The sequence below is a fragment of the Kitasatospora cystarginea genome, assembly GCF_039533515.1.
Classification (GTDB): domain Bacteria; phylum Actinomycetota; class Actinomycetes; order Streptomycetales; family Streptomycetaceae; genus Kitasatospora; species Kitasatospora cystarginea.
This window is the reverse complement of sequence record NZ_BAAATR010000004.1, coordinates 175,087-193,333: the sequence shown is the minus strand read 5'-3', so window position 1 is coordinate 193,333 and position 18,247 is coordinate 175,087. Positions and strand designations below refer to the sequence as shown.

Sequence of the window (18,247 nt, the reverse complement as noted above, 5' to 3'; positions counted from 1 at the left end):
TCCCCAGCGCGACCGCCGAACGGGTGAACCCCAGCCGGCAGAGTGAATCCGGTGCGCCGAACCGCTCCCCCTCCGGTCCACCCCTCGGACCGCCGCCACCGTCGAAGCGCGGGCCCGGGCCGTCAGGGCGCGACACGAAATATCCGGCAACCCCGCCACCCGGCGAGCTCCCCGCCGTACCCTGTGTGCGGGCATCCGGGGGACATGACACACGGGCGGCCTGGAGGGCGACTCGACGGGGGGAGAGTGCGGTGCTGGACAGCCAGGGCTCGGCCCACGCAGGCCCGGTCTCACCTGGTGAGATGGCCAGGGCACACGAACTCACCCTGGCCGGCGACACCTCCCCGGTACTGCCCCGGCCCGAGATCGGCGACTCCTGGGAGCGGCTGCGCCGGCTCGGCCTCGACCCCGAGCTCGGCCGCAACGTCGACCGGCTCAGCGCCGCCGAGGTCGAGCACCGCCGCCGCGAGACCCACCTCGCCGAGGTGCTCCCGGTACTGCGCTCCACCCTGCTGCTGCCCTCCACCGGCGCCCCGCTGCTGTTCGCCGTCGCCGACGCGGAGGGCCATGTGCTCTGGCAGGAGGGCGCCCGCCACCTGCGCCGCAACGCCGACGGGATCGGCTTCGACGCCGGCGCCCGCTGGACCGAGGACGCGGTCGGCACCAACGGCATCGGCATGACCCTGCGGGTCCGCCGCCCGATGCAGGTCCACTCGACCGAGCACTACCTGCGCAGCCACCACGCCTGGACCTGTGTCGCCGCACCGGTCCACGACCCGCGCACCGGCCGGCTCACCGGAGTGGTCGACCTCAGCGGACCCGCCCGCACCATGGCCCCGTACCTGCTCCAACTCGCCGCCACCGCCGCCCGGCTGGCCGAGGCCGAGCTGCGGGCCCGTCAGCTGGAGGCACTGCACCAGCTGCGCACCGTCGCCGCCCCGCTGCTCGCCCGGATCACCGAGCCCGCCATGGTGGTGGACGACGACGGCTGGACCGCCGCCACCCTCGGCCTGCCGCCCCTCGCCCGGCTGAGACTGCCCGCCGACGGCTGGGGCTCCTCCGACATCCACTGGCTGCCCACCCTCGGCGAGTGCGCCGTCGAACCCATGGCGGGCGGCTGGCTGATCCGCCCGCTCACCGGCTCCGCCGGCGCCGTCGCCGAGCAGGCCGAACGGGCCGCCTTCCGCCTGGACCTGAGCCATCCCGGCCATCCGAAACTGCTGGTCACCGGCGCGGCCGGCAGCTGGTCCCACGCCCTCAGCCCACGGCACGCCGAGCTCCTGCTGCTGCTCGCCGTCCACCGCGAGGGGCGCAGCGCTGCCCAGCTCGCCGAAGCCCTCTTCGCCGACCCGGCGCGCACCGTCACCGTGCGCGCGGAGATCTCCCGCCTACGCCGCTACTTGGGCGGCCTCCTGGAGCACCGCCCGTACCGGATCGCCCACTCCGCCACCGTCTCCGTGACCGGCCCCGCCGACCCCTACGACCTGCTCCCGACCTCCTCGGCCCCTGCCGTACGCGCCCTCCGCGCCGGCCTCCTCGCGGGCACGTACCGCCTGCCGGGTCAGGAGCGCGAGGAAGCGCCCGCAGCGGACGGTACGGTCTCGCGCTGACTCCCGTGCCTCGTGGCACCCTTGGCCGGGAGACCCGCCGACCGGCCCACCGTGCGCGGCCCCGCGCCCCGAGGCGTGCCCCGCCGAAGACGCCTGCCCCGCCGCCTCCACGGGGTACGTCCCGGGCCCCGCCGGGCAGCCCTAGAAGCCCACCAGCTGGGCGAGTTGCTCGTCCGTGGGCCCCGTCGCCGCCTCCGCCGCCTCCGAGACGCAGGCGTACGTCCGCCTCAGCCACGACTTCACCGCGGCCTTGGACATCTCCAACAGGGCGCTGCCGTGCGGGGATTCCAGCGCGAGGTGGAGTGTCGAGCCGTGGCAGGGACAGTACGCGGGCCAGAGCTTCACGTCGCCCTGGCCGCTCAGGCCTTCGAGGCCGTCGCGCAGCAGTTGCCGGGAGAAGACCCAGTCCGCCTCGTCCGCCCGGCCCAGGTGGAAGGTGAGCTGCACCTCGTACGGCCGCTGCGGGTCGTACCGGAAGCGCGTGCGCACCTCGCCGACCAGGTCCTCCTCCAACGCGATCCGCAGGGTCAGGACCTCCTCCACCGGTGCCGGAGCACCGGTGGTTCTACCCGCCTCGTCGCCCGTGGGGGTGGCGGCGAGCGGCGGGTTGGCGGAGGCGGACAGCGGGTCGCGCGGCATGACGATCTCTCCGAGGCGGCTGGGGTTCAGGCCAGCGTGCTGCACGGTGCCGCGTCCGGCAAGAGTTGCAGAGGGTTGCAACCGGCCGTTGACCGACCGGGCCGCCGATCCACTCCCGGCCTACACGAACACACACCAGACGCTTCGTCAATTATCGGACAGGTCATACCGGTAAGTGTCATCGGTCCGTTCCGTTCCAGGGCTGGCGGAGCAGCGGTATGCCGCTGATACCCTCGTCATCCAGCCCGGATGAGGCGTGGAGAGGACACGGCGGGGGACCTGGAAGGGCGTCCGACCATGAATGCGAAGCTTCGCGACAGGCCGCGCGAGCAGCGGCAGCGCGCCGACGCGGCAGCGTGCGGCGCGCCGGTGCGCGGGCCCGTCGGCCTGGAGCGCGCGGGCCAACGCTCCGGACGGCACGGTCGGCCCAGGCCGTTCGGCGGCTTCCGGCTGCCCGGTCTGCGCTTCTCCGGCGCGGCCATGGCGATGTCCACGGTGCTGGGGATCAGCATCGCCACCACCTGGCTGCTCAACGAACAGCAGAACATCGGCCGGCGTCCCGGGGTGTCCAACGTCGGGGCGAGCCCGCCGCTGCCGAGCCCGGACGCGGCCGACGCGACCGCCGGGCCGGCCACCCGCTCCGCCGGTTCGACGCCGACCGTGACGGCGTCGGCGGAGGCCAGGGCGCTCGGCACCCCCAAGGCGGCGCCCCGGACCACCCTGGCCCCATCCGCCGGCGCCCCGGTGTCCGGTACGCCCTCGGCGTCCCCGAGCGCCCCCGCCGGCGGCCGGACCTCCGCCGCCGCACCGTCGCCCGGCGCCTCCCGGCCCGCCGGCGGCACCGCGAGCACCGGCAGCCCGAGCGGCACCGCGAGCGGCGGCCCGGCGCCCAGGTTCAGCCCGCAGCCGGACAGCGGGTTGTCCGGAAGCGGCAGTTCCGACGCGGTCGGCACCACCGGTGTCCGGCACGCCCTGACACTGACCGTCGGCGAGAACGTGACCGCGCTCCAGGTCGAACTCCGGCTGGCCCGCCCCGAGGCGCTCCCCGGCACCACCCCCTGGAGCAGCCTCCCCGGCGCGGTGGTGACGGTCGCCCAGGAGCGCGGTGCCCTGGTCTACCGCTTCACCGCACCGGTCGGCCTCGACCTCGCCCCCGGCCGCTACGCCTTCGGCGTCCGCGGCGCCCGGCCCGCCGACCCCTCGGAGCGGCCGCCGCAGGAGACCTGGGCCGCCTCCGCCTTCGCCCTGGACGCGCCCCGTGCCCTCGCCATCCGCGGCACCTTCGGCTGAGCCCCGCGCCGGCTCAGCGCGCCCGGAGGCGAGCCGAGCCTGAAAGGCGCACCCGCACCGCCCGCAGCAGGTCGTCCACCTGGTCGCCGAGCACCCGCCGCAGCGAGGGCGTCAGGTCCTCCCGGCCCAGGCACTCCTCCGCCAGCCGCACCGTCTCCGGCTCCGTGTGCCCGGCGGGGAACAGCACGCGGCCGAGCACCCTGGCCACGGTCGCCCCGCGCTGTGCCGCTTCCGGCAGCTCGGCGAAGTACCGCCGGACGTACTCCTGACGGAGCTCGTCCGCGCCCGACTGCCAGAACCCCTGCGCGACGGCGGTCATCAGGTGGTTCGACAGCGCGCCCTCGGTGAACAACTGCCGCCACGCCGCCGCCTTCGCCTCCGGCTCCGGCCTGGCGGCCCCGGCCCGGGCGGCACCCTGGCGGGCGCTGCTGCTCGGATCGGCGGCCAGCTCGGCGGCGATCCGGGCCTCGTCGGCCCGGCCCTCGGCCGCCAGCCTGGCCAGGGCGGCCCAGCGCAGCTCGCAGCTCAGCTCCCCGACCGGTGTGCCGTCGGCCAACCAGGCTTCCAGTTCGTCCAGTTGCTCCTCACCGACGGCATTCTCGATCGCGCCGCGCAGCGCGGCGACCCGCAGCCCGTCCTCGATCCCGGGGCGGGCCAGCAGCCGGCGCGACACGGCGGCGAGGCGCGCGGCGGCGGCTGGGCGCTCCTCCGGCGCCAGGTACTCGGTGACCAGCACCGCCCGGGCGAAGGTGAGGACGGCATCGACCACCGTGTCCCGGTCCTCGCCGGGCAGCTGGGTCTCGACCAGGTCCAGGTACTCGGCGGGCGCCGACTCGCCGTCGCGGACGAGGTCGCGCGCGTTCTCCCAGAGCACGGCGCGGACCAGCGGGTCCTCGATCCGGGAGAGCGAGCCGGTGACGGTGCGCCAGGAGCGCTCGTCCAGGCGGATCTTGGCCCAGGTGAGGTCGCCGTGGTTGGGCAGCAGCAGGTCGGCCCGCGCGGAACCGGTCAACTTGGGCAGCGCCGCCGGCCGGCCCGGCTCGACCTCCGCCTCGAAGCCGTCCCGCAGCACCAGGGCACCGTCCGCCCGCAGGTCGTACACCGCGATGCCGACCCGGTGCGGCCGGGTGCCGTCCGAGGCCAGCTCGGCGGTGGCGACCCGGCCGGTCCCGTCGTGGCGGACGTCGAGGCGCAGGGTGTCCACGCCGCTGGTGCGCAGCCAGCGTTCGGCCCAGCCGTGCACGTCCCGGCCGCTCTTCTCCGCCAACGCGTCGAGGAACTCGGCGAGTTCGGCGTTGCCGAAGCGGTGCCGGGCGAAGTGCTCGTTGATGCCGGCGAAGAACGCCTCGTCGCCGAGCCAGGCGACCAGCTGCCGCAGTGCGGAGGCGCCCTTGGCGTAGGCGATGCCGTCGAAGTTGACCATCGCCTCCGCCAGGCTCTCAACCCCGGTGGCGGCGATGGGGTGGGTGGTGCTCCGCTGGTCGGCGTCGTAGCCCCAGCCCTTGCGCTTGACGCCGAAGCTGGTCCAGGCCCCGGTGAAGCGGGTGGACTCGGCGGCGATCCGGTAGCCGAGGTACTCGGCGAAGGACTCGTTCAGCCACAGGTCGTCCCACCAGCGCATGGTGACCAGGTCGCCGAACCACATGTGGGCCATCTCGTGGGCGATCACCACGGCGCGCAGCTCGCGTTCGGCCTCGGTCGGGGCCGAGTGGAAGAGCATCTCCTCGCGGAAGACCACGCAGCCGGGGTTCTCCATCGCCCCCCAGTTGAACTCGGGCACGAAGGCCTGGTCGTAGCGGCCGAACGGGTAGCGCTCGTCGAAGAGTTCGTGCAGCCGGTCGAACGAGGCCCGGGTGACCTCGAAGATCTCCTCGGCCTCGCGGTCCAGGTCGGCGGCGAGCGAACGGCGGGCGTGCAGGCCGAGCGGGATCCCGTCGTGCTCGGAGTGAACGGAGTGCAGCGGGCCGGCGACCACGGTGAACAGGTACGTGCTGATCGGCTGGGTCGGCGCGAACACCCAGCGGGCCGTGCCCTCCCCGGGGTCCGCGTCCGCGCGCTCCGCCGGATCCGTGCGCTCCCCCGCGCCGTTGGCGACCAGCGTCCAGTCGGCCGGGGCGGTGGCGGCCAGGTGGATCGGGGCCTTGAGGTCGGGCTGGTCGAAGCAGGGGAAGACCAGCGGCGCGTTGTCGGGGCCGCAGGTCGCGTAGAGGTAGACCGCCCCGTCGGCCGGGTCGGTGAACCGGTGCAGGCCCTCACCGACCCGCGAGTAGCGCATCTCGGCCTCGACCAGCAGCTCGTTCTCGGCCGCCAGAGAGGTCAGTTCGAGGCGGTTCCCGTCGAGGCCGGCGGGGTCGAGCTCACGGCCGTTGAGCACCACCCGGTGCAGCGCGGCGGGCTGCAGGTCGAGGAAGGTGGCGGCGCCGGGCTCGGCGCAGCCGAAGCGGATCACCGTACTGCTGCCGAACACCTCCTCGCCCCGGGTGAGATCCAGATCGATCCGGTATTCGCGAACCTGGACGAGTCGGGCACGGATCCGCGCCTCGGTACGTTGAAGAGCTGGCATCCCTGCATGCTCGCCCGGGCGGGTGCGGGCGGGCAAGGCTTTTCGCGGTCGGCTAAGACGCCGCGGGCCCCGGCCGAGCCGTGCCGGGGCGCCGTCCGACCGCCGGGCCACAGGCCGTCAGCCAAGACCGCTGCCGGTCGGTCCAAGGCGATATGACTACGCTGGCACTGCTCGAACTGCCGCAACCACCCAGCTCAGGAGGAGAACCGTGCCGACGGACCTGACCCCAGGCGGCAACGCGCCGCTCACCGCCGGCCGCGTGACGGTCGAGGTGACGGCCCCGAAGGCACTGGACGTCTCGGGGCTGCTGCTGACCGAGGCCGGAAAGGTCCGCTCGGACGCCGACCTCGTGTTCTACAACGCCCCCAAGGGCCCCGGCGTGACCCACCGCCCGGCCACCCGCAACACCCCGGGCGCGATCACCGTGGACACCGCCGCGCTGCCGCCCGAGATCAGCAAGGTCGTGGTCACCGCCAGCCTGGACGACTCCTCGGGGACCTTCGCCGGCACCGAGCCGACCGCGACGCTCCGGGACACCATCACCGGGGCGGTCCTGGTCACCTTCACCCCGCGCCGGCTCACCCGGGAGACCGCCCTGGTGGTGGTCGAGATCTACCGGCGCGGCGACGACTGGAAGGTCCGCGCGGTCGGCCAGGGCTACGCCAACGGCCTGGCGGGCATCGCCACCGACTTCGGCGTCTCGGTGTCCGCCCCGAAGCCCGCCGCCTCCGCCCCGGCGCCGGGCGCCCTGCCCAAGGTCACCCTGGACAAGGGCCGGGTCAGCCTGGTCAAGGGCGGCTCGGTCTCGCTGGAGAAGAACGGCAAGCCGATGCTCTCCTCGGTCAAGATGGCCCTCGGCTGGGAGCCCGCCAAGCAGGGTCGCAACATCGACCTGGACGCCTCCTGCATCGCCTACGACGCCCAGCGGAACAAGATCGAGACCGCCTGGTTCATGAAGCTCAACGTCTTCGACGGCGCCATCGCCCACTCCGGCGACAGCCTCACCGGCGAGGGCACCGGCGACGACGAGTCGATCACCGTCCACCTGGAGGGCCTGCCCTCGGAGGTCTGCGGCCTGGTCTTCGTGGTCAACTCCTTCTCCGGCCAGAAGTTCACCGACATCAAGAACGCCTACTGCCGCCTGCTGGACGGCGGTTCGGGCCAGGAACTGGTCCGCTTCGACCTCACCCACGCCGAAGCCAAGACCGGCGTGGTGATGTGCAAGCTGATCCGCCAGTACTCCGGCGAGTGGGTGATGACCGCCGTCGGCGAGTACGTCGACGCCAAGACCGCCCGGGGCATGGTCCAGCCGGCCGCCGCGATGCTCTGACCGCCCCGAGCGCGGACCGTCCTGACAGCAGCCCGGACGGTCCGCGACGGCCGGCGATGCGGTGACGACCCATGAGACGGCCCGCAAGAGCGCCCGGCAGCAACTGTCGAACAGCCCCCGCGCACCGGCGGCGGTACGCCGTTTCGCAACGGCTGTGCGGGCCCTGCCATCCGACTCGGACTTCCCTACTGGGTCATCGCCGGCGCGGCAGCTGCCGTGGGCCGCGTGGCGCTCCTTCTGACGCCGTGGCGGATGGCCCGATGGCGTGCCGGCGTTCCTTCCTCCGACCCGCCGCCGAGAGGTGAGCCTCGATGGCGGGCCGCACGGGCTTCACCAGCCCTGGAAGCGCTCAGTGGTTCTGCTCCGCGAGGACCGGCTGGAGCATGGATTCAATGACGTCGGCGCTCTGGGCTCCGAACGCCCGGGCAGCCAGTTTGCCGCCGCGGTCTATCACGATGGTGGTTGGGATGAACTGCGGGTTGAGGCTTCCCTTGGGGAACTTGAGGATCTGGGTGCCATCCGGATCGTAGATGCTGGGGAACGTGACGCCCTTGTTCGTCTCGAACGCGACGGCGTTGGCCCGGTCGACGTCTCTGGTGTTGATACCGAGGAACTGGACGCCCTGGCTCTGGTACTTCTCCCACACCGACTCCAGGCCCTTTGCCTCGCCGCGGCAGGGGTCGCACCAGGAGCCCCAGATGTTCAGGACAACCACTTTGCCTCGGTAGTCGGACAGTTTGGCCGAGTGACCATCCAGGGTGGTACCCGAGATGTCCGGCGCGTCCTGGCGATGGCCGAGGGCAGCGGTCGAGATTCTGCTGCCCTTGGAGGAGACGAAGCCGGTCTGGTTGCCACTGCTGGCAGACGAGCAGCCGGCGAGGACGAACGCGGCGACGGTGGTCGCTGCGGCGAGATAGGTACGAGAGTGCTTCGTGCCAGACATGTTAAGAGCTTCGCATGGAGCTACAGGCGGACTTCGGGGAGGGGCGACGTTGCGCGCCCTCCCTCGCTGACCAGCGACTGGGCGACGCCTTCATAGCCGTCAGTCCTGCAGCCGCGGCGAGGACTACGACCCGCCGCACTGACACCAAGGGCCACAACTGACGCACGATCAGTCGCACCCTTGTTGATATTACCGATTTCCAGCATGCCGACAAGTCGGTACATCGAAAATTGAAAAAACAGCCATCGATGCAGGGCGCAGGCGACCGAGCACTCGGCCGCATCATCGGATGGCCTCACTTTTGGGAGCTTACCACGGAAGTCGCAATGCAGTAGGGCCTCCTGATCACCTAGCTTCAGTCAGCGCCATTCCGACCAGAAGGCCCTACTGCAAACACGTGCATAGTCAGAACCGTCCCGCGTTGACTCGACCTTCCATCGAGTCAATTAGCAGGATGTTAAAGCGTGCCCGAACTGCAGAGCCAGCCGCGTCCGGGACGCGTTCCGCCATCGCGAGAGGGTTAGTTGTACTCGTAGGGACTAACGATCTCGCTGGTGGTGTTTCCATTGACGACGGCGTAGATCCCGGTGAAGTAGCTCCCGCCACCCGACACGGAGTTCCCGTAAACGTGGCCGCCGGAGCAGCTGCTCGTGCTCTCGCTGACGACGCTGCCATCCTTGATCAGGTCAACGTAGATGGTGCAGTTGCTCGCGCTTCCCGAGACATAGCCGTCCGGGTGGACGGTTCCGCCGCTGGCGGAGATGCACGAGTTGATCGACAGGCCGTAGCCGACCGAGGTGTAGCCGGTGCAGCCGCCACCGCTAGACATCGGGATAGCGGCGGCGGATGCCGAGCTAACCCCAATACCGCTGGCCAATGCGGCGGCCGCACCCACAACGGCCATACGGCGAACGACCCGCGAGTTAGTAAGCATAGAAATTTCCCTCCCGAATACCGTGCGGACAGCGCCCCCAAAGAGCACTGCTGTTGGCTTTGTGAGCATGCCATTCAAGGCTGTTCGCCGTCACCCGAATTTATTGATCGTGACATACACCACACGGCGAATTGCTACAAAATCAATAATATTTCACCATCGTTACATATGGTGCGCAATTGTCATCAATACTTGCGAGTGGAAGCGCATATAGTTCGCCATTTTGGCGGGATGTGCCATTTATGTCGGCTATTGCTCCGGCTCGGCGTTTGATGGCTTCTGAACCCGCCTCAGGTGAGGCCAGGTCGACCACTGGCTGCGATCTGCCTGAGGCTTCTCGTGGAGGTTCGCGGCCAACTTCGGAAAGAGATGTGACAGCCCATCCGTGCTGTGAACTCAACACGTTCTCAAGGCAGTTCACACCAACCGCCGTCCCCGGCGGCGGCTGCGACGCGGAGGACACCGCCGTCATCCAGCTCGGTTACGACGCCGGCCTGTACGGCTCGGTACTGCTGACCAAGGGTCAGGTCCAGCGGCTCGACCTGGGCGGCGCGGTCGTGGAGGAGCCGCCCCGTCCGCACGCGCCCGCCTCGACCGCGAGATCGACTACTTCTGCCGGGTCCTGGACGGGCAACAAGCGGGCCAAGACCAAGATCCCAGAAGGCCATCCGCTCGCGCGGTACGCGGTCACGGGGCCGGCCTCAAGCTCCGCATCCACCCCCTCGCCGCCGCCATCGCCCACGACCAGCTGCCCCGGCTGGATGGCTACCTCGCCAGCCAGGCGGAGATCGCCCGCTACATCACCGGCCAGCTGGCTGGGATACCCGGCCTGACGGTCACCGAGCTGCCCGACGGAGTGATTCCGTCCTGGTACGGGTTGGCGCTCACCTGCCGGCCGGACGAACTCGGCGACCTGCTCATCGAACGGTTCCACCAGGCACTGGCCGCCGAGGGCGCCACCGAGTTCAATCGGCCCGGCTCCACCTGCCCGATGAACCAGCTGCCGCTGTACCAGCACCCGACGATGCTGTTCCCAGGTCACCCGCACTCCCACCGCCGGTACGAGCGGGGAGATTTCCCGGTCGCCGAGCATGCCCACGCCCACACGATCAAGCTCCCGGTCTGGCATCGTGAGCAGGATCTGGAGGTGGCCGAGCAGTACGTCCGCGCGGCCGTCAAAATCAGCGATCATCACAAGGAGCTGCAGTGACCGCCACCTCCCTCGAGTTCGTGGCCGGCCTGGCGGCCGATGCCGAAGCCGCTGGCATCACCGGATTCGTCGCTGCCGCCGTGATCAACCACGACGGCCGGGTCCTGCTCGTGCGTCGCAACCCCGACGACTACATGGGTGGGATGTGGGAGATCCCCTCGGGAACGGTCGAGGCCGGGGAGACCATCCTGGACGCCCTGTACCGGGAGACCGCCGAGGAAACCGGCCTGACCATCGACCAGGTCACTGGCTACGTCGGGCACTTCGACTACCAGAACAGCCGCGGCGGCACGACCCGTCAGTTCAACTTCGCCGTCACCGTGGACAAGACCGAACCGGTCATCCTCACCGAGCACGACGCCCACCAGTGGGCCCTCCCCAGTGAGTTGCCCGAGGTGAGCGACATGGTTCGCGAGCTGATCGCACGCTGAGGTGGTGCGGGTGGGCCGGGCCCCTCCGATTCCCCGAGGGGCCCGGCCCACTACGGTCGAGATGACCGGCCGCGGCTAAAGGGGGTAACTGCCGATGCGCCGCCGAGCTCCTGCCTGGCCTGGTCCAACTCCAGCCCGCCGGTGCGTCGGACCGGCTGCGCCAGAGCGAGGGCCTGACCGACCTCGGATTCGTCTGCTCCGCCGCACTCTGAGACTCCGAGGACTGGAACCGCTGATCAAGCTTGCACGGCCAGGGCCACCCTGTCGCGCCAGCCGATCCTGAGGCCACCTCCATCCGCCCGCGCGGGAGCGGCCGCTGCGGCGGCCGACTCCTGGCGGCAACTCCCGCAGCGGAGCTCACCGTTGAGTGGGCGGAAGGCGCGGTCGCAGCCCTCGCAGGACGTCAGCGAGGCGATCCGTACGGGTGCGGGCATCTTGTCGCGTAGGCGGCAGCGCAGCAGGGCCGACGGGCACTTCAGCTGGGCCGGGAGGCCGGCGGTCAGGGCGTGGCGCATGGCTGCCGAACTCACGCCCCTGGCCAGCCACTCGGCGGCCAGCGGCAGCAGCCGCCCCACCTCGGCCGCGCCGAGCACGAGCCTCGGATCGGTGCGCCGCAGCGACAGCAGGACCTGCTCGGCCTCCGCGAGCACCGCCGGATCGGCTTGGCCGAGCTCGGGCCCCGGCTCCGGTTCCGGCTGGGCCGGGACCGGGAGGGGGGAAGTCTCCCCCTCCAGTCTTTCTCCCGCAGGGAGGGCTGTGCCGGACTCCCGTGCGGCGGGCCCGCCGGGCGCTCGCCTTCCGGCACCCGGGCGGCCGTTGGCGAAGTGCTCGGCGAACAGCCGCTCCACCTCGGCCTCGTCGAGCGGCACGCTGGAGATCAGCGACTCCGTCCGCACCTGCCCGGTGGCGCTGCGCCACCGCGCGCAGTGCAGCAGCCCGGCACCGGACAGCTGGCGGCGGGCCCGGTCCGCCGTGATCCGGCCACAGGGCAGCCCGGCCGCCAGCTCGGTGACCGTGGTACCGCGAGCACGCGAGGGCGGCAGCGCCAGCGCCCGTACCAGCAGACGGAAGGCCGTATCCGAGAGATCGTCGTCCCACACAAGCGTGTTGGCGACCTGCGTGAAGTCGCGCGAGGGCGCGATAACATTCCTGAGCATCCTTCAGTGGTCCTTGCCACTCGGCGGGTGTAGAGCCCGGCCCGGTGCGCTAACACCTGGCCGGGCTCGCCCCTTTCCGGCGGGGCGACCCGTTCCGGCGGCCACGGTACACCCAGGCGGACACGCCCAGCACTCGAACGACCACGCCCAGCGACATGCGCCATTGAGAGCCGGTGGCACTCGACAGCTCGTCAAGTGTCACTCGAACGTGTCGAATTCACTGATTCCCCTTCCCCTGCGCTCGCCAGACCCTAGCCTCGGGAAGCACGAGACGGGGATGGCGACGCCTACGTCATGCCCGAACGGGAACCGGGGGTGCGGAGTTGACGAACGAGACGTCCCAGCCGCCGACGGCATGGCGGTACTGCGGCAACCAGATCAAGCTCTGGCGCGAGCGGACGGGCGTGACCCGCGAGGAACTGGCCAAGGCCTCCAACTACGAGTACGAGACCATCAAGTCGATGGAGCAAGGACGGCGGCGGCCCACGCTCCGAATGCTCGAAGTGGCCGACGAACTGTGCGGTGCTCGCGGGTTGCTGATCGCTGCGACGGACTATCTGAAGCCGGAGAAGTTCGTTCCGTTCGCCGTGGACTTCACGCAGTACGAGGCGGTGGCCACCGTGCTCAGCTCATTCCAGAACCAGCTCATCCCGGGCCTGCTCCAGACCGAAGCGACGGCCAGGGCCCTCTTCAACGCCAACTGGCCACCGCCGGACGACGAGACCCTCGAAGAGCGGATCGCGACCAGACTCGCGCGCCAGTCGCTTCTGGAGACGCAAACCAAGTCGTTCAACTTCGTGATCGACGAAGCCGTCCTGCGCCGCCGGGTCAGCGATAGGGAGACGCACGTCCAACAGCTCCGCCACCTGCTGGCAATTGGGGCGCCCCGCCACATCACCATCCAGGTCATGCCGGCCACCGGCGCCCACCCTGGACTCAACGGCGCGTTCGTCCTCCTGCAGACGCCCGAGCACGAGCAGTTGGCCTACGAGGAGGGACAGGCGATGGGCAGGCTCTACACCGACGCGCAAAAGGTGAACATGCTGGCTCAGCGCTATGCGATGATCCTGCGACGAGCCCTGAACCCCGAGGATTCCGCGCAGTTCATCACCAAGTTGGCGGAGGAGCTATGAGCACCGAGCTGGTGTGGTTCAAGTCCAGCTACAGCGGTACCCAGAGCAGCGACTGCATCGAGGTCGCCGCCTGCCCCGGCACCGTCCACGTCCGCGACTCCAAGGACAAGGACGGCCCCCAGCTGGCCTTCACCCCAGCCGCCTGGGCCGAGTTCGTCGCGTACGCCGCCCGGCAGCGCGTCGAGTAGCCCCGAAGTCCCGCCCGGGCGGGCCGAGTCGGCAGCTGACCGCACCACACCACCAGCCGACTCGACATCGGGCTGCCAATGGTCGGGCGTCGCCCGCCCTGCTCCCGCGATCGGTTCCGCCGGGAGCTGTCGCCACCCGCTTGGCCGCGCCCCCTGGCATCACCTGCCCGGAGCACCCGGCATCGGAGGCTGCTCAGTCGAGACAGAAGTCGTGGCCCTCGATGTCCTGCATGTGGATGCACGAGTCGTCGCCGCCGTCATACAGCAGTCGCACGCGTACCGCGCCGAGCGCGACCAGTCGTGTGCATTCGGCCTCAAGCGCGGCCAGGCGCTCTTCACCCACGAGTCCGGTGCCGACCCGCACGTCAAGATGCACCCGATTCTTGACGACCTTGCCTTCGGGAACGCGCTGGAAGTACAGTCGCGGGCCCACGCCTGATGGATCAATGCATGCGAACCATGAACCCTGGTCCTCAGGCGGCAGCGAGCGATCGTAATCGTCCCAAGTGGCAAACCCCTTCGGTGGCGGCGGTACCACGTACCCCAACACCTCGCACCAAAAACGAGCGACGCGCTCAGGTTCTGCGCAGTCGAAGGTGACTTGGAACTGCTTGACCGATGCCATCGGTTCACCATAGCAGGGGGAGTCTGTTGCTCAATTCCCGGTAAGGAGCCGCATGTTGACGGCAGGACGGTCCTTGCGAGCCGCTGCTGTGCCGTGCGGCAAGGGTGAACCCGACGCAGCCCTGCTCGTCGGTGACCTGGCCACCGACGAGGCGATCACCGCCTGCCGACGGATGTACCTGTCCCGCCCCGGCCGGCGGCCGTTGGCGCGTAGACCTCGAACTCCCTGAGTCCCCAGCCGTATCCGTCGGCCGGTGCGCCGGTCCTGGCGGACACCCAGCTGTTGACGCTCAGCCGGACGTACCGGGCCCGCGTCGGGGCGAAGGTGTAGGTGTGAATCTGGCCGCAGGTCGTCACGCCGTGCTCGGCGCAGCCGGTGGTTCCTCCGGAGGATGCCTCGCTCGCGACCGTGGTCCAGTCGGTGCCGCCGGTCGAGACCTCGACGTCGTAGCTCACCGGGTAGTTCTCCCAGTCGGGGTTGACCACCGCCCGTCCCAAGGTGGTGGTGGCGCCCAGGTCGACCTGGAGGCTCCAGGGAGCGCTGCCGGTCGACTGCGCCATGGTCGAAGGGTCGCCGTCGACGGCGTTCTCGGTGGGCTTGCCCCAGTTCGCCGCGGGGTTGCCGTTGATCATCCGGACCGGCCTGTCCAGGGCGAGGTCCACCGACGGCGGGGGCGGGGTCGTCGTGGCGCTCCAGGCCTGTGGCGCGGTGTTCATGGTGAAGTCGAGTTCCCCGCCGCCCGTCAGGTCCTCGTGGCGCAGGAAGGGCTCGGTGATCGCCCTGCCGTTCAGGCTGAGTGCCTGCACGTACGGGCTGGACGGCGCGTTCGGGGACGAGATGACCAGCGGGCGGCTCGTGCCGGGGAGGTCGAGGGTCACCTTGTCGAAGAAGGGGCTGCCCACCACGTACTGGCCGGAGGCCGGGTTCACCGGGTAGAAGCCCATCGCGGAGAACAGGTACCAGGCCGACATCTGGCCGCAGTCCTCGTTGCCGGAGAGGCCGTCGGGGGCGTTGTGGTAGTTGCTGCCGGCGATCCGCCGGACCAACTGCTGGGTCCGCCACGGGCGGCCGGCGTAGTCGTACAGGTAGGGGACGTGGTGGCTGGGCTCGTTCGTCTGGTTGTTGTGGCCGCCGGCGAAGTAGCCGTCGAGCCAGTCGCTGTAGGAGGCGTCACCGCCCTTGAGGGCGATCAGGCCGGGGACGTCGTGCAGCACGTCGTTGGTGTAGACCCATTGGTCGCCCTCGGTCCAGGCTCCCTCGGCCCAGGAGCCGTCGAGGTTGCGGGCCTGCATGAAACCGGTCGCGGCGTTGTACTGCTTCTTGTAGTTCGCGCTGCGGTTCGAGAAGTACGCGGCGTCGGCGGTGTTGCCGGTGGCCTTGGCGACCTGCGCGACGGCCCAGTCCTCGTAGGAGTAGTCCAGGGTGCGGGTGCCCGCCTCGGCGGTGTGGTCGGCGGCGACCCAGCCGTTCTTCAGATAGGTCGTCAGGCCCGCCCGGGCCTCGACTGGGGTGCCCTGTTGCCGGTCGCCGTACCACAGGGTGGTGTCGTCGTCCGGGGGCGTCATCGCGTCCTTGCGGACGGCCCGGTAGGCGAGGTCGAGGTCGAAGCCGTGGAAGCCCTTGGCGATGTCCTCGGCGATGATCGAGTCGGCGTTGGTGCCCTCCATGATGTTGGTCTCGGTGATGTTCTTCCACAACGGCAGCCAGCCGCCCTGCTGGTAGTCCTGCAGCATGGAGGTGGCCATGTCGTCGACGCGTTCGGGGGCGAACAGGGTCAGGAAGGCGTTCTCGGCGCGGAAGGTGTCCCACAGCGAGTAGCCGGTGTAGCTGACGCCGTTGTGCACCTTGTCGTCGTAGGCGCTGTAGTAGCGGCCGTGCTCGGACATCTCGGACGGGTACTGCAGGGCGTGGAACATCGCGGTGTAGAAGATGGCGAGCTGGTCGGCCGTCGCCCCCTGGATGTGGACCCGGTCGAGCTTGTCCGCCCATGCCGCCCTGGTACTGGCGGCGGTGGCGTCGAAGCCCTGCCCGTCCGGCACCTCGTTGTCGAGGTTGGCGCGCGCCTGGTCCGCGGAGATGAACGAAGTCGCGATCCGCACGGTGACGGTCACCGTGCCGGCCGGGAAGCGCACGTAGCCGACGACGTCCTGGTCGGTGCGGTCGGCCTGGCCGTCGTACCGGGTGGCGCCGGCGGCGGTGCCGTAGCCGGCGAAGGCGGTGTCGAAGCGCGCGACGAAGTACCCCTTGAAACCGGGCGCCTTGAACGGTCCGAGGTTGCCGTCCTGACGGTCGGGGTTGTAGCCGCTGATCTCCTGCCCGGCGGGGTCGATGTGCACGTTCCCGGTGATCCCGGAACGTGTCGCCTGCACCACGAAGTTGGTCTCCGTGTTCCGCGGATAGGTCAGCCGCAGAACACCGACCCGGGAGGTCGCGGTGAGCTCGGCGCGCAGGGTCTGGCCTGGCGCGGGGTGCATGTCCACCGTGTACCTGTCGGGCGCGGACCTCTCGTCGCCGTGGCTGTACGGCAGGCCGCGGTCCGCCTCGGCGGTCCTGACGGGGCCGACCCCCGGCATACCCGCCACGTAGCCGGAGTCGCCCATCCAGATCGCGGGCTGGTGGGTGCCGATGAAGCCCGTGATCTTCGGGTCGCCGAAGTGGTACGGCAGCCTGCCGACGCGGTTGTCCCGCGTCATCGGCGACCACCGCGTCATCGCGAACGGCGGCGCCGTGCTCGGCAGCATGCCGCCGTACTCGGTGTCACTGCTGCCCGTGGTGCCGATGAACGGGTTGACCGACTCCACGTTGGACGCGGCGGAGGCGGCCCGCGCGGCCGCGGCCGACGGGCTCGCAGCGGCGAGCGGGGGGATGAGCACGGCGAGCAGCGCGAGAAGGAGCACGGTCGCCCGGGCGCGCGGAGCGGGCCGCACCGCGCTCGGTAGCGACCCCAACGCTCCGGACGTGCCGGGGCTCACGATGACGGGCATGGAGCTCTCCAGAGGGTGGAGGGGCGGCCTCCGGGGCGGCGGATAGGGTCGCGTGAGGCCGAATGCGGTTCGATGAAGGCTAATTGAGCATCCGTCAACAAGCTGTGACAGAAACCCGCATCCGACCATTCGGCTCAACTCCGGCCCGGCACACCCGTCCCCCGCTCGTACTCCGAGGGCCCCGGGCTCAGCGGCGCAGGGCGGTCTCCCGCTGCATGTGCGACAACTTCTCGGGATTGCGCACGGCGTAGAGCCCGGTGATGAGGCCGTCGTCGACGCGCACCGCCACGACGGTGTCGATCTCACCGTCGAGCCGCAGGACAAGTGCCGGGTAGCCGTTGACCTGGGCGGGCCGCAGCGACGACACGGCGGCGAACCGGCCCAGCCCGGCGGTCAGCAGGCGGGCCACCTTGTCGGCCCCCACGATGGGCCGCGGGACGGCCTGCTTGACTCCGCCACCGTCGCCCAGGAGGACGACATCCGGCGCGAGGATGTCGAACAGTCCCTGCAGATCGCCCGTTTCGACCGCCCGCTGGAACGCGTCGAACACGCCCTTGGTCTCGGTCGGGGAAACGACGCCGCGCGGCCGGCGCGCCGCGACGTGTGCCCGGGCCCGGTGCGCGATCTGGCGGACCGCGGCCGGGCTCTTGTCGACGGCTTCGGCGATCTCGTCGTACCCGAGGTCGAACACCTCGCGCAGCACGAACACCGCCCGCTCGGTCGGCGTGAGCGTCTCCAGCACCAGCAGCATCGCCATCGAGACGCTCTCGGCCAGCTCGACGTCCTCGGCCACGTCGGGCGCGGTGAGCAGCGGCTCGGGCAGCCAGGGCCCGACGTAGGACTCCCTGCGGCGGCCGAGCGTACGCAGCCGGATCAGCGCCTGGCGCGTGGTGATCCGGACCAGGTACGCACGTTGCTCCCGCACCGTGCCGAGATCGACACCCGCCCACCGCAGCCAGGTCTCCTGCAGGACGTCCTCCGCGTCGGCGGCCGAGCCGAGCATCTCGTAGGCGACGGTGAACAGCAGGTTCCGGTGGGCGAGGAACGCCTCGGTGGCGGGGTCCGTGCGTTCGCCGCCGGCGAGCTGCCCGGTCATGCCCTCTGTGCGCTCGCTGTGCTCGCTCTCCACCGGCTGCTCCTGCCTGTTCGCTCTCGACGGTGCCACGCGCACAGGACACCGGTCACCGCAGCTTTGTGACACCCGTGAGCG

Annotated in this window: 15 protein-coding genes; 7 read left to right on the top strand and 8 right to left on the bottom strand. The window is 70.6% G+C overall.

The annotated features are described in order from the left end of the window. The first annotated feature begins 302 nt into the window (after positions 1-302). Entirely contained in the window at positions 303-1,610 is a 1,308-nt protein-coding gene (locus tag ABD369_RS06545) for a helix-turn-helix domain-containing protein (RefSeq protein ID WP_344635258.1), read from the top strand. Positions 1,611-1,751: 141 nt separating this feature from the next. Here the strand turns inward: ABD369_RS06545 and ABD369_RS06540 are convergent, their stop codons facing one another. Further along, complete coding sequence (locus ABD369_RS06540; RefSeq protein WP_344635257.1) at positions 1,752-2,294, bottom strand: SsgA family sporulation/cell division regulator; 543 nt, start codon at positions 2,292-2,294, stop codon at positions 1,752-1,754. Positions 2,295-2,546: 252 nt separating this feature from the next. On the opposite strand from ABD369_RS06540, the gene ABD369_RS06535 reads away from it, so the two are divergent. Further along, positions 2,547-3,539, top strand: a complete 993-nt coding sequence (locus tag ABD369_RS06535; RefSeq protein ID WP_344635256.1) for a hypothetical protein — start codon at positions 2,547-2,549, stop codon at positions 3,537-3,539. A gap of 13 nt (positions 3,540-3,552) precedes the next feature. On the opposite strand, the gene pepN is transcribed toward ABD369_RS06535, so the two are convergent. Then, on the bottom strand, positions 3,553-6,102 hold the full coding sequence (pepN, locus tag ABD369_RS06530; protein WP_344635255.1) for an aminopeptidase N: 2,550 nt from the start codon (positions 6,100-6,102) through the stop codon (positions 3,553-3,555). A 220-nt stretch (positions 6,103-6,322) separates the two neighbouring features. Between pepN and ABD369_RS06525 the strand changes: the two genes are divergently transcribed. After that, positions 6,323-7,432, top strand: a complete 1,110-nt coding sequence (locus ABD369_RS06525) for a TerD family protein (RefSeq protein WP_344635424.1) — start codon at positions 6,323-6,325, stop codon at positions 7,430-7,432. 349 nt (positions 7,433-7,781) lie between these two features. Here the strand turns inward: ABD369_RS06525 and ABD369_RS06520 are convergent, their stop codons facing one another. Both ABD369_RS06520 and ABD369_RS06515 read right to left on the bottom strand, forming a co-directional pair. Continuing rightward, positions 7,782-8,375, bottom strand: a complete 594-nt coding sequence (locus ABD369_RS06520) for a TlpA family protein disulfide reductase (RefSeq protein WP_344635254.1) — start codon at positions 8,373-8,375, stop codon at positions 7,782-7,784. A 520-nt stretch (positions 8,376-8,895) separates the two neighbouring features. After that, positions 8,896-9,204, bottom strand: coding sequence for a hypothetical protein (locus ABD369_RS06515; protein ID WP_344635253.1), 309 nt, complete (start codon positions 9,202-9,204; stop codon positions 8,896-8,898). Positions 9,205-9,754: 550 nt separating this feature from the next. Here ABD369_RS06515 and ABD369_RS06510 point away from each other — a divergent pair. Continuing rightward, positions 9,755-10,519: a DegT/DnrJ/EryC1/StrS family aminotransferase gene (locus tag ABD369_RS06510; protein ID WP_344635423.1), complete on the top strand. Its 765-nt coding sequence runs from the start codon at positions 9,755-9,757 to the stop codon at positions 10,517-10,519. Further along, positions 10,516-10,950: an NUDIX hydrolase gene (locus ABD369_RS06505; protein ID WP_344635252.1), complete on the top strand. Its 435-nt coding sequence runs from the start codon at positions 10,516-10,518 to the stop codon at positions 10,948-10,950. Before ABD369_RS06510 ends, ABD369_RS06505 begins: the two co-directional genes overlap by 4 nt. Positions 10,951-11,186: 236 nt before the next feature. Here ABD369_RS06505 and ABD369_RS06500 read toward each other — a convergent pair whose 3' ends face one another. Then, entirely contained in the window at positions 11,187-12,107 is a 921-nt protein-coding gene (locus tag ABD369_RS06500; RefSeq protein WP_344635251.1) for a hypothetical protein, read from the bottom strand. Positions 12,108-12,430: 323 nt separating this feature from the next. Here ABD369_RS06500 and ABD369_RS06495 point away from each other — a divergent pair, with 323 nt between their 5' ends. After that, positions 12,431-13,240 carry a helix-turn-helix domain-containing protein gene (locus tag ABD369_RS06495; protein ID WP_344635250.1) on the top strand — a complete coding sequence of 270 codons (810 nt, stop codon included), beginning with the start codon at positions 12,431-12,433 and terminating at the stop codon, positions 13,238-13,240. Then, positions 13,237-13,428: a DUF397 domain-containing protein gene (locus ABD369_RS06490; protein ID WP_344635249.1), complete on the top strand. Its 192-nt coding sequence runs from the start codon at positions 13,237-13,239 to the stop codon at positions 13,426-13,428. The genes ABD369_RS06495 and ABD369_RS06490 overlap by 4 nt, the downstream gene beginning before the upstream one ends. 193 nt (positions 13,429-13,621) lie before the next feature. On the opposite strand, the gene ABD369_RS06485 is transcribed toward ABD369_RS06490, so the two are convergent. The 3 genes from ABD369_RS06485 to ABD369_RS06475 form a co-directional block, all read right to left on the bottom strand. Continuing rightward, positions 13,622-14,053, bottom strand: coding sequence for a VOC family protein (locus ABD369_RS06485; protein ID WP_344635248.1), 432 nt, complete (start codon positions 14,051-14,053; stop codon positions 13,622-13,624). Between the two features lie 155 nt (positions 14,054-14,208). Further along, positions 14,209-17,037 carry a GH92 family glycosyl hydrolase gene (locus ABD369_RS06480; protein WP_344635247.1) on the bottom strand — a complete coding sequence of 943 codons (2,829 nt, stop codon included), beginning with the start codon at positions 17,035-17,037 and terminating at the stop codon, positions 14,209-14,211. A 187-nt stretch (positions 17,038-17,224) separates the two neighbouring features. Next, positions 17,225-18,166, bottom strand: coding sequence for an RNA polymerase sigma-70 factor (locus ABD369_RS06475; RefSeq protein WP_344635246.1), 942 nt, complete (start codon positions 18,164-18,166; stop codon positions 17,225-17,227). Positions 18,167-18,247: the final 81 nt, after the last annotated feature.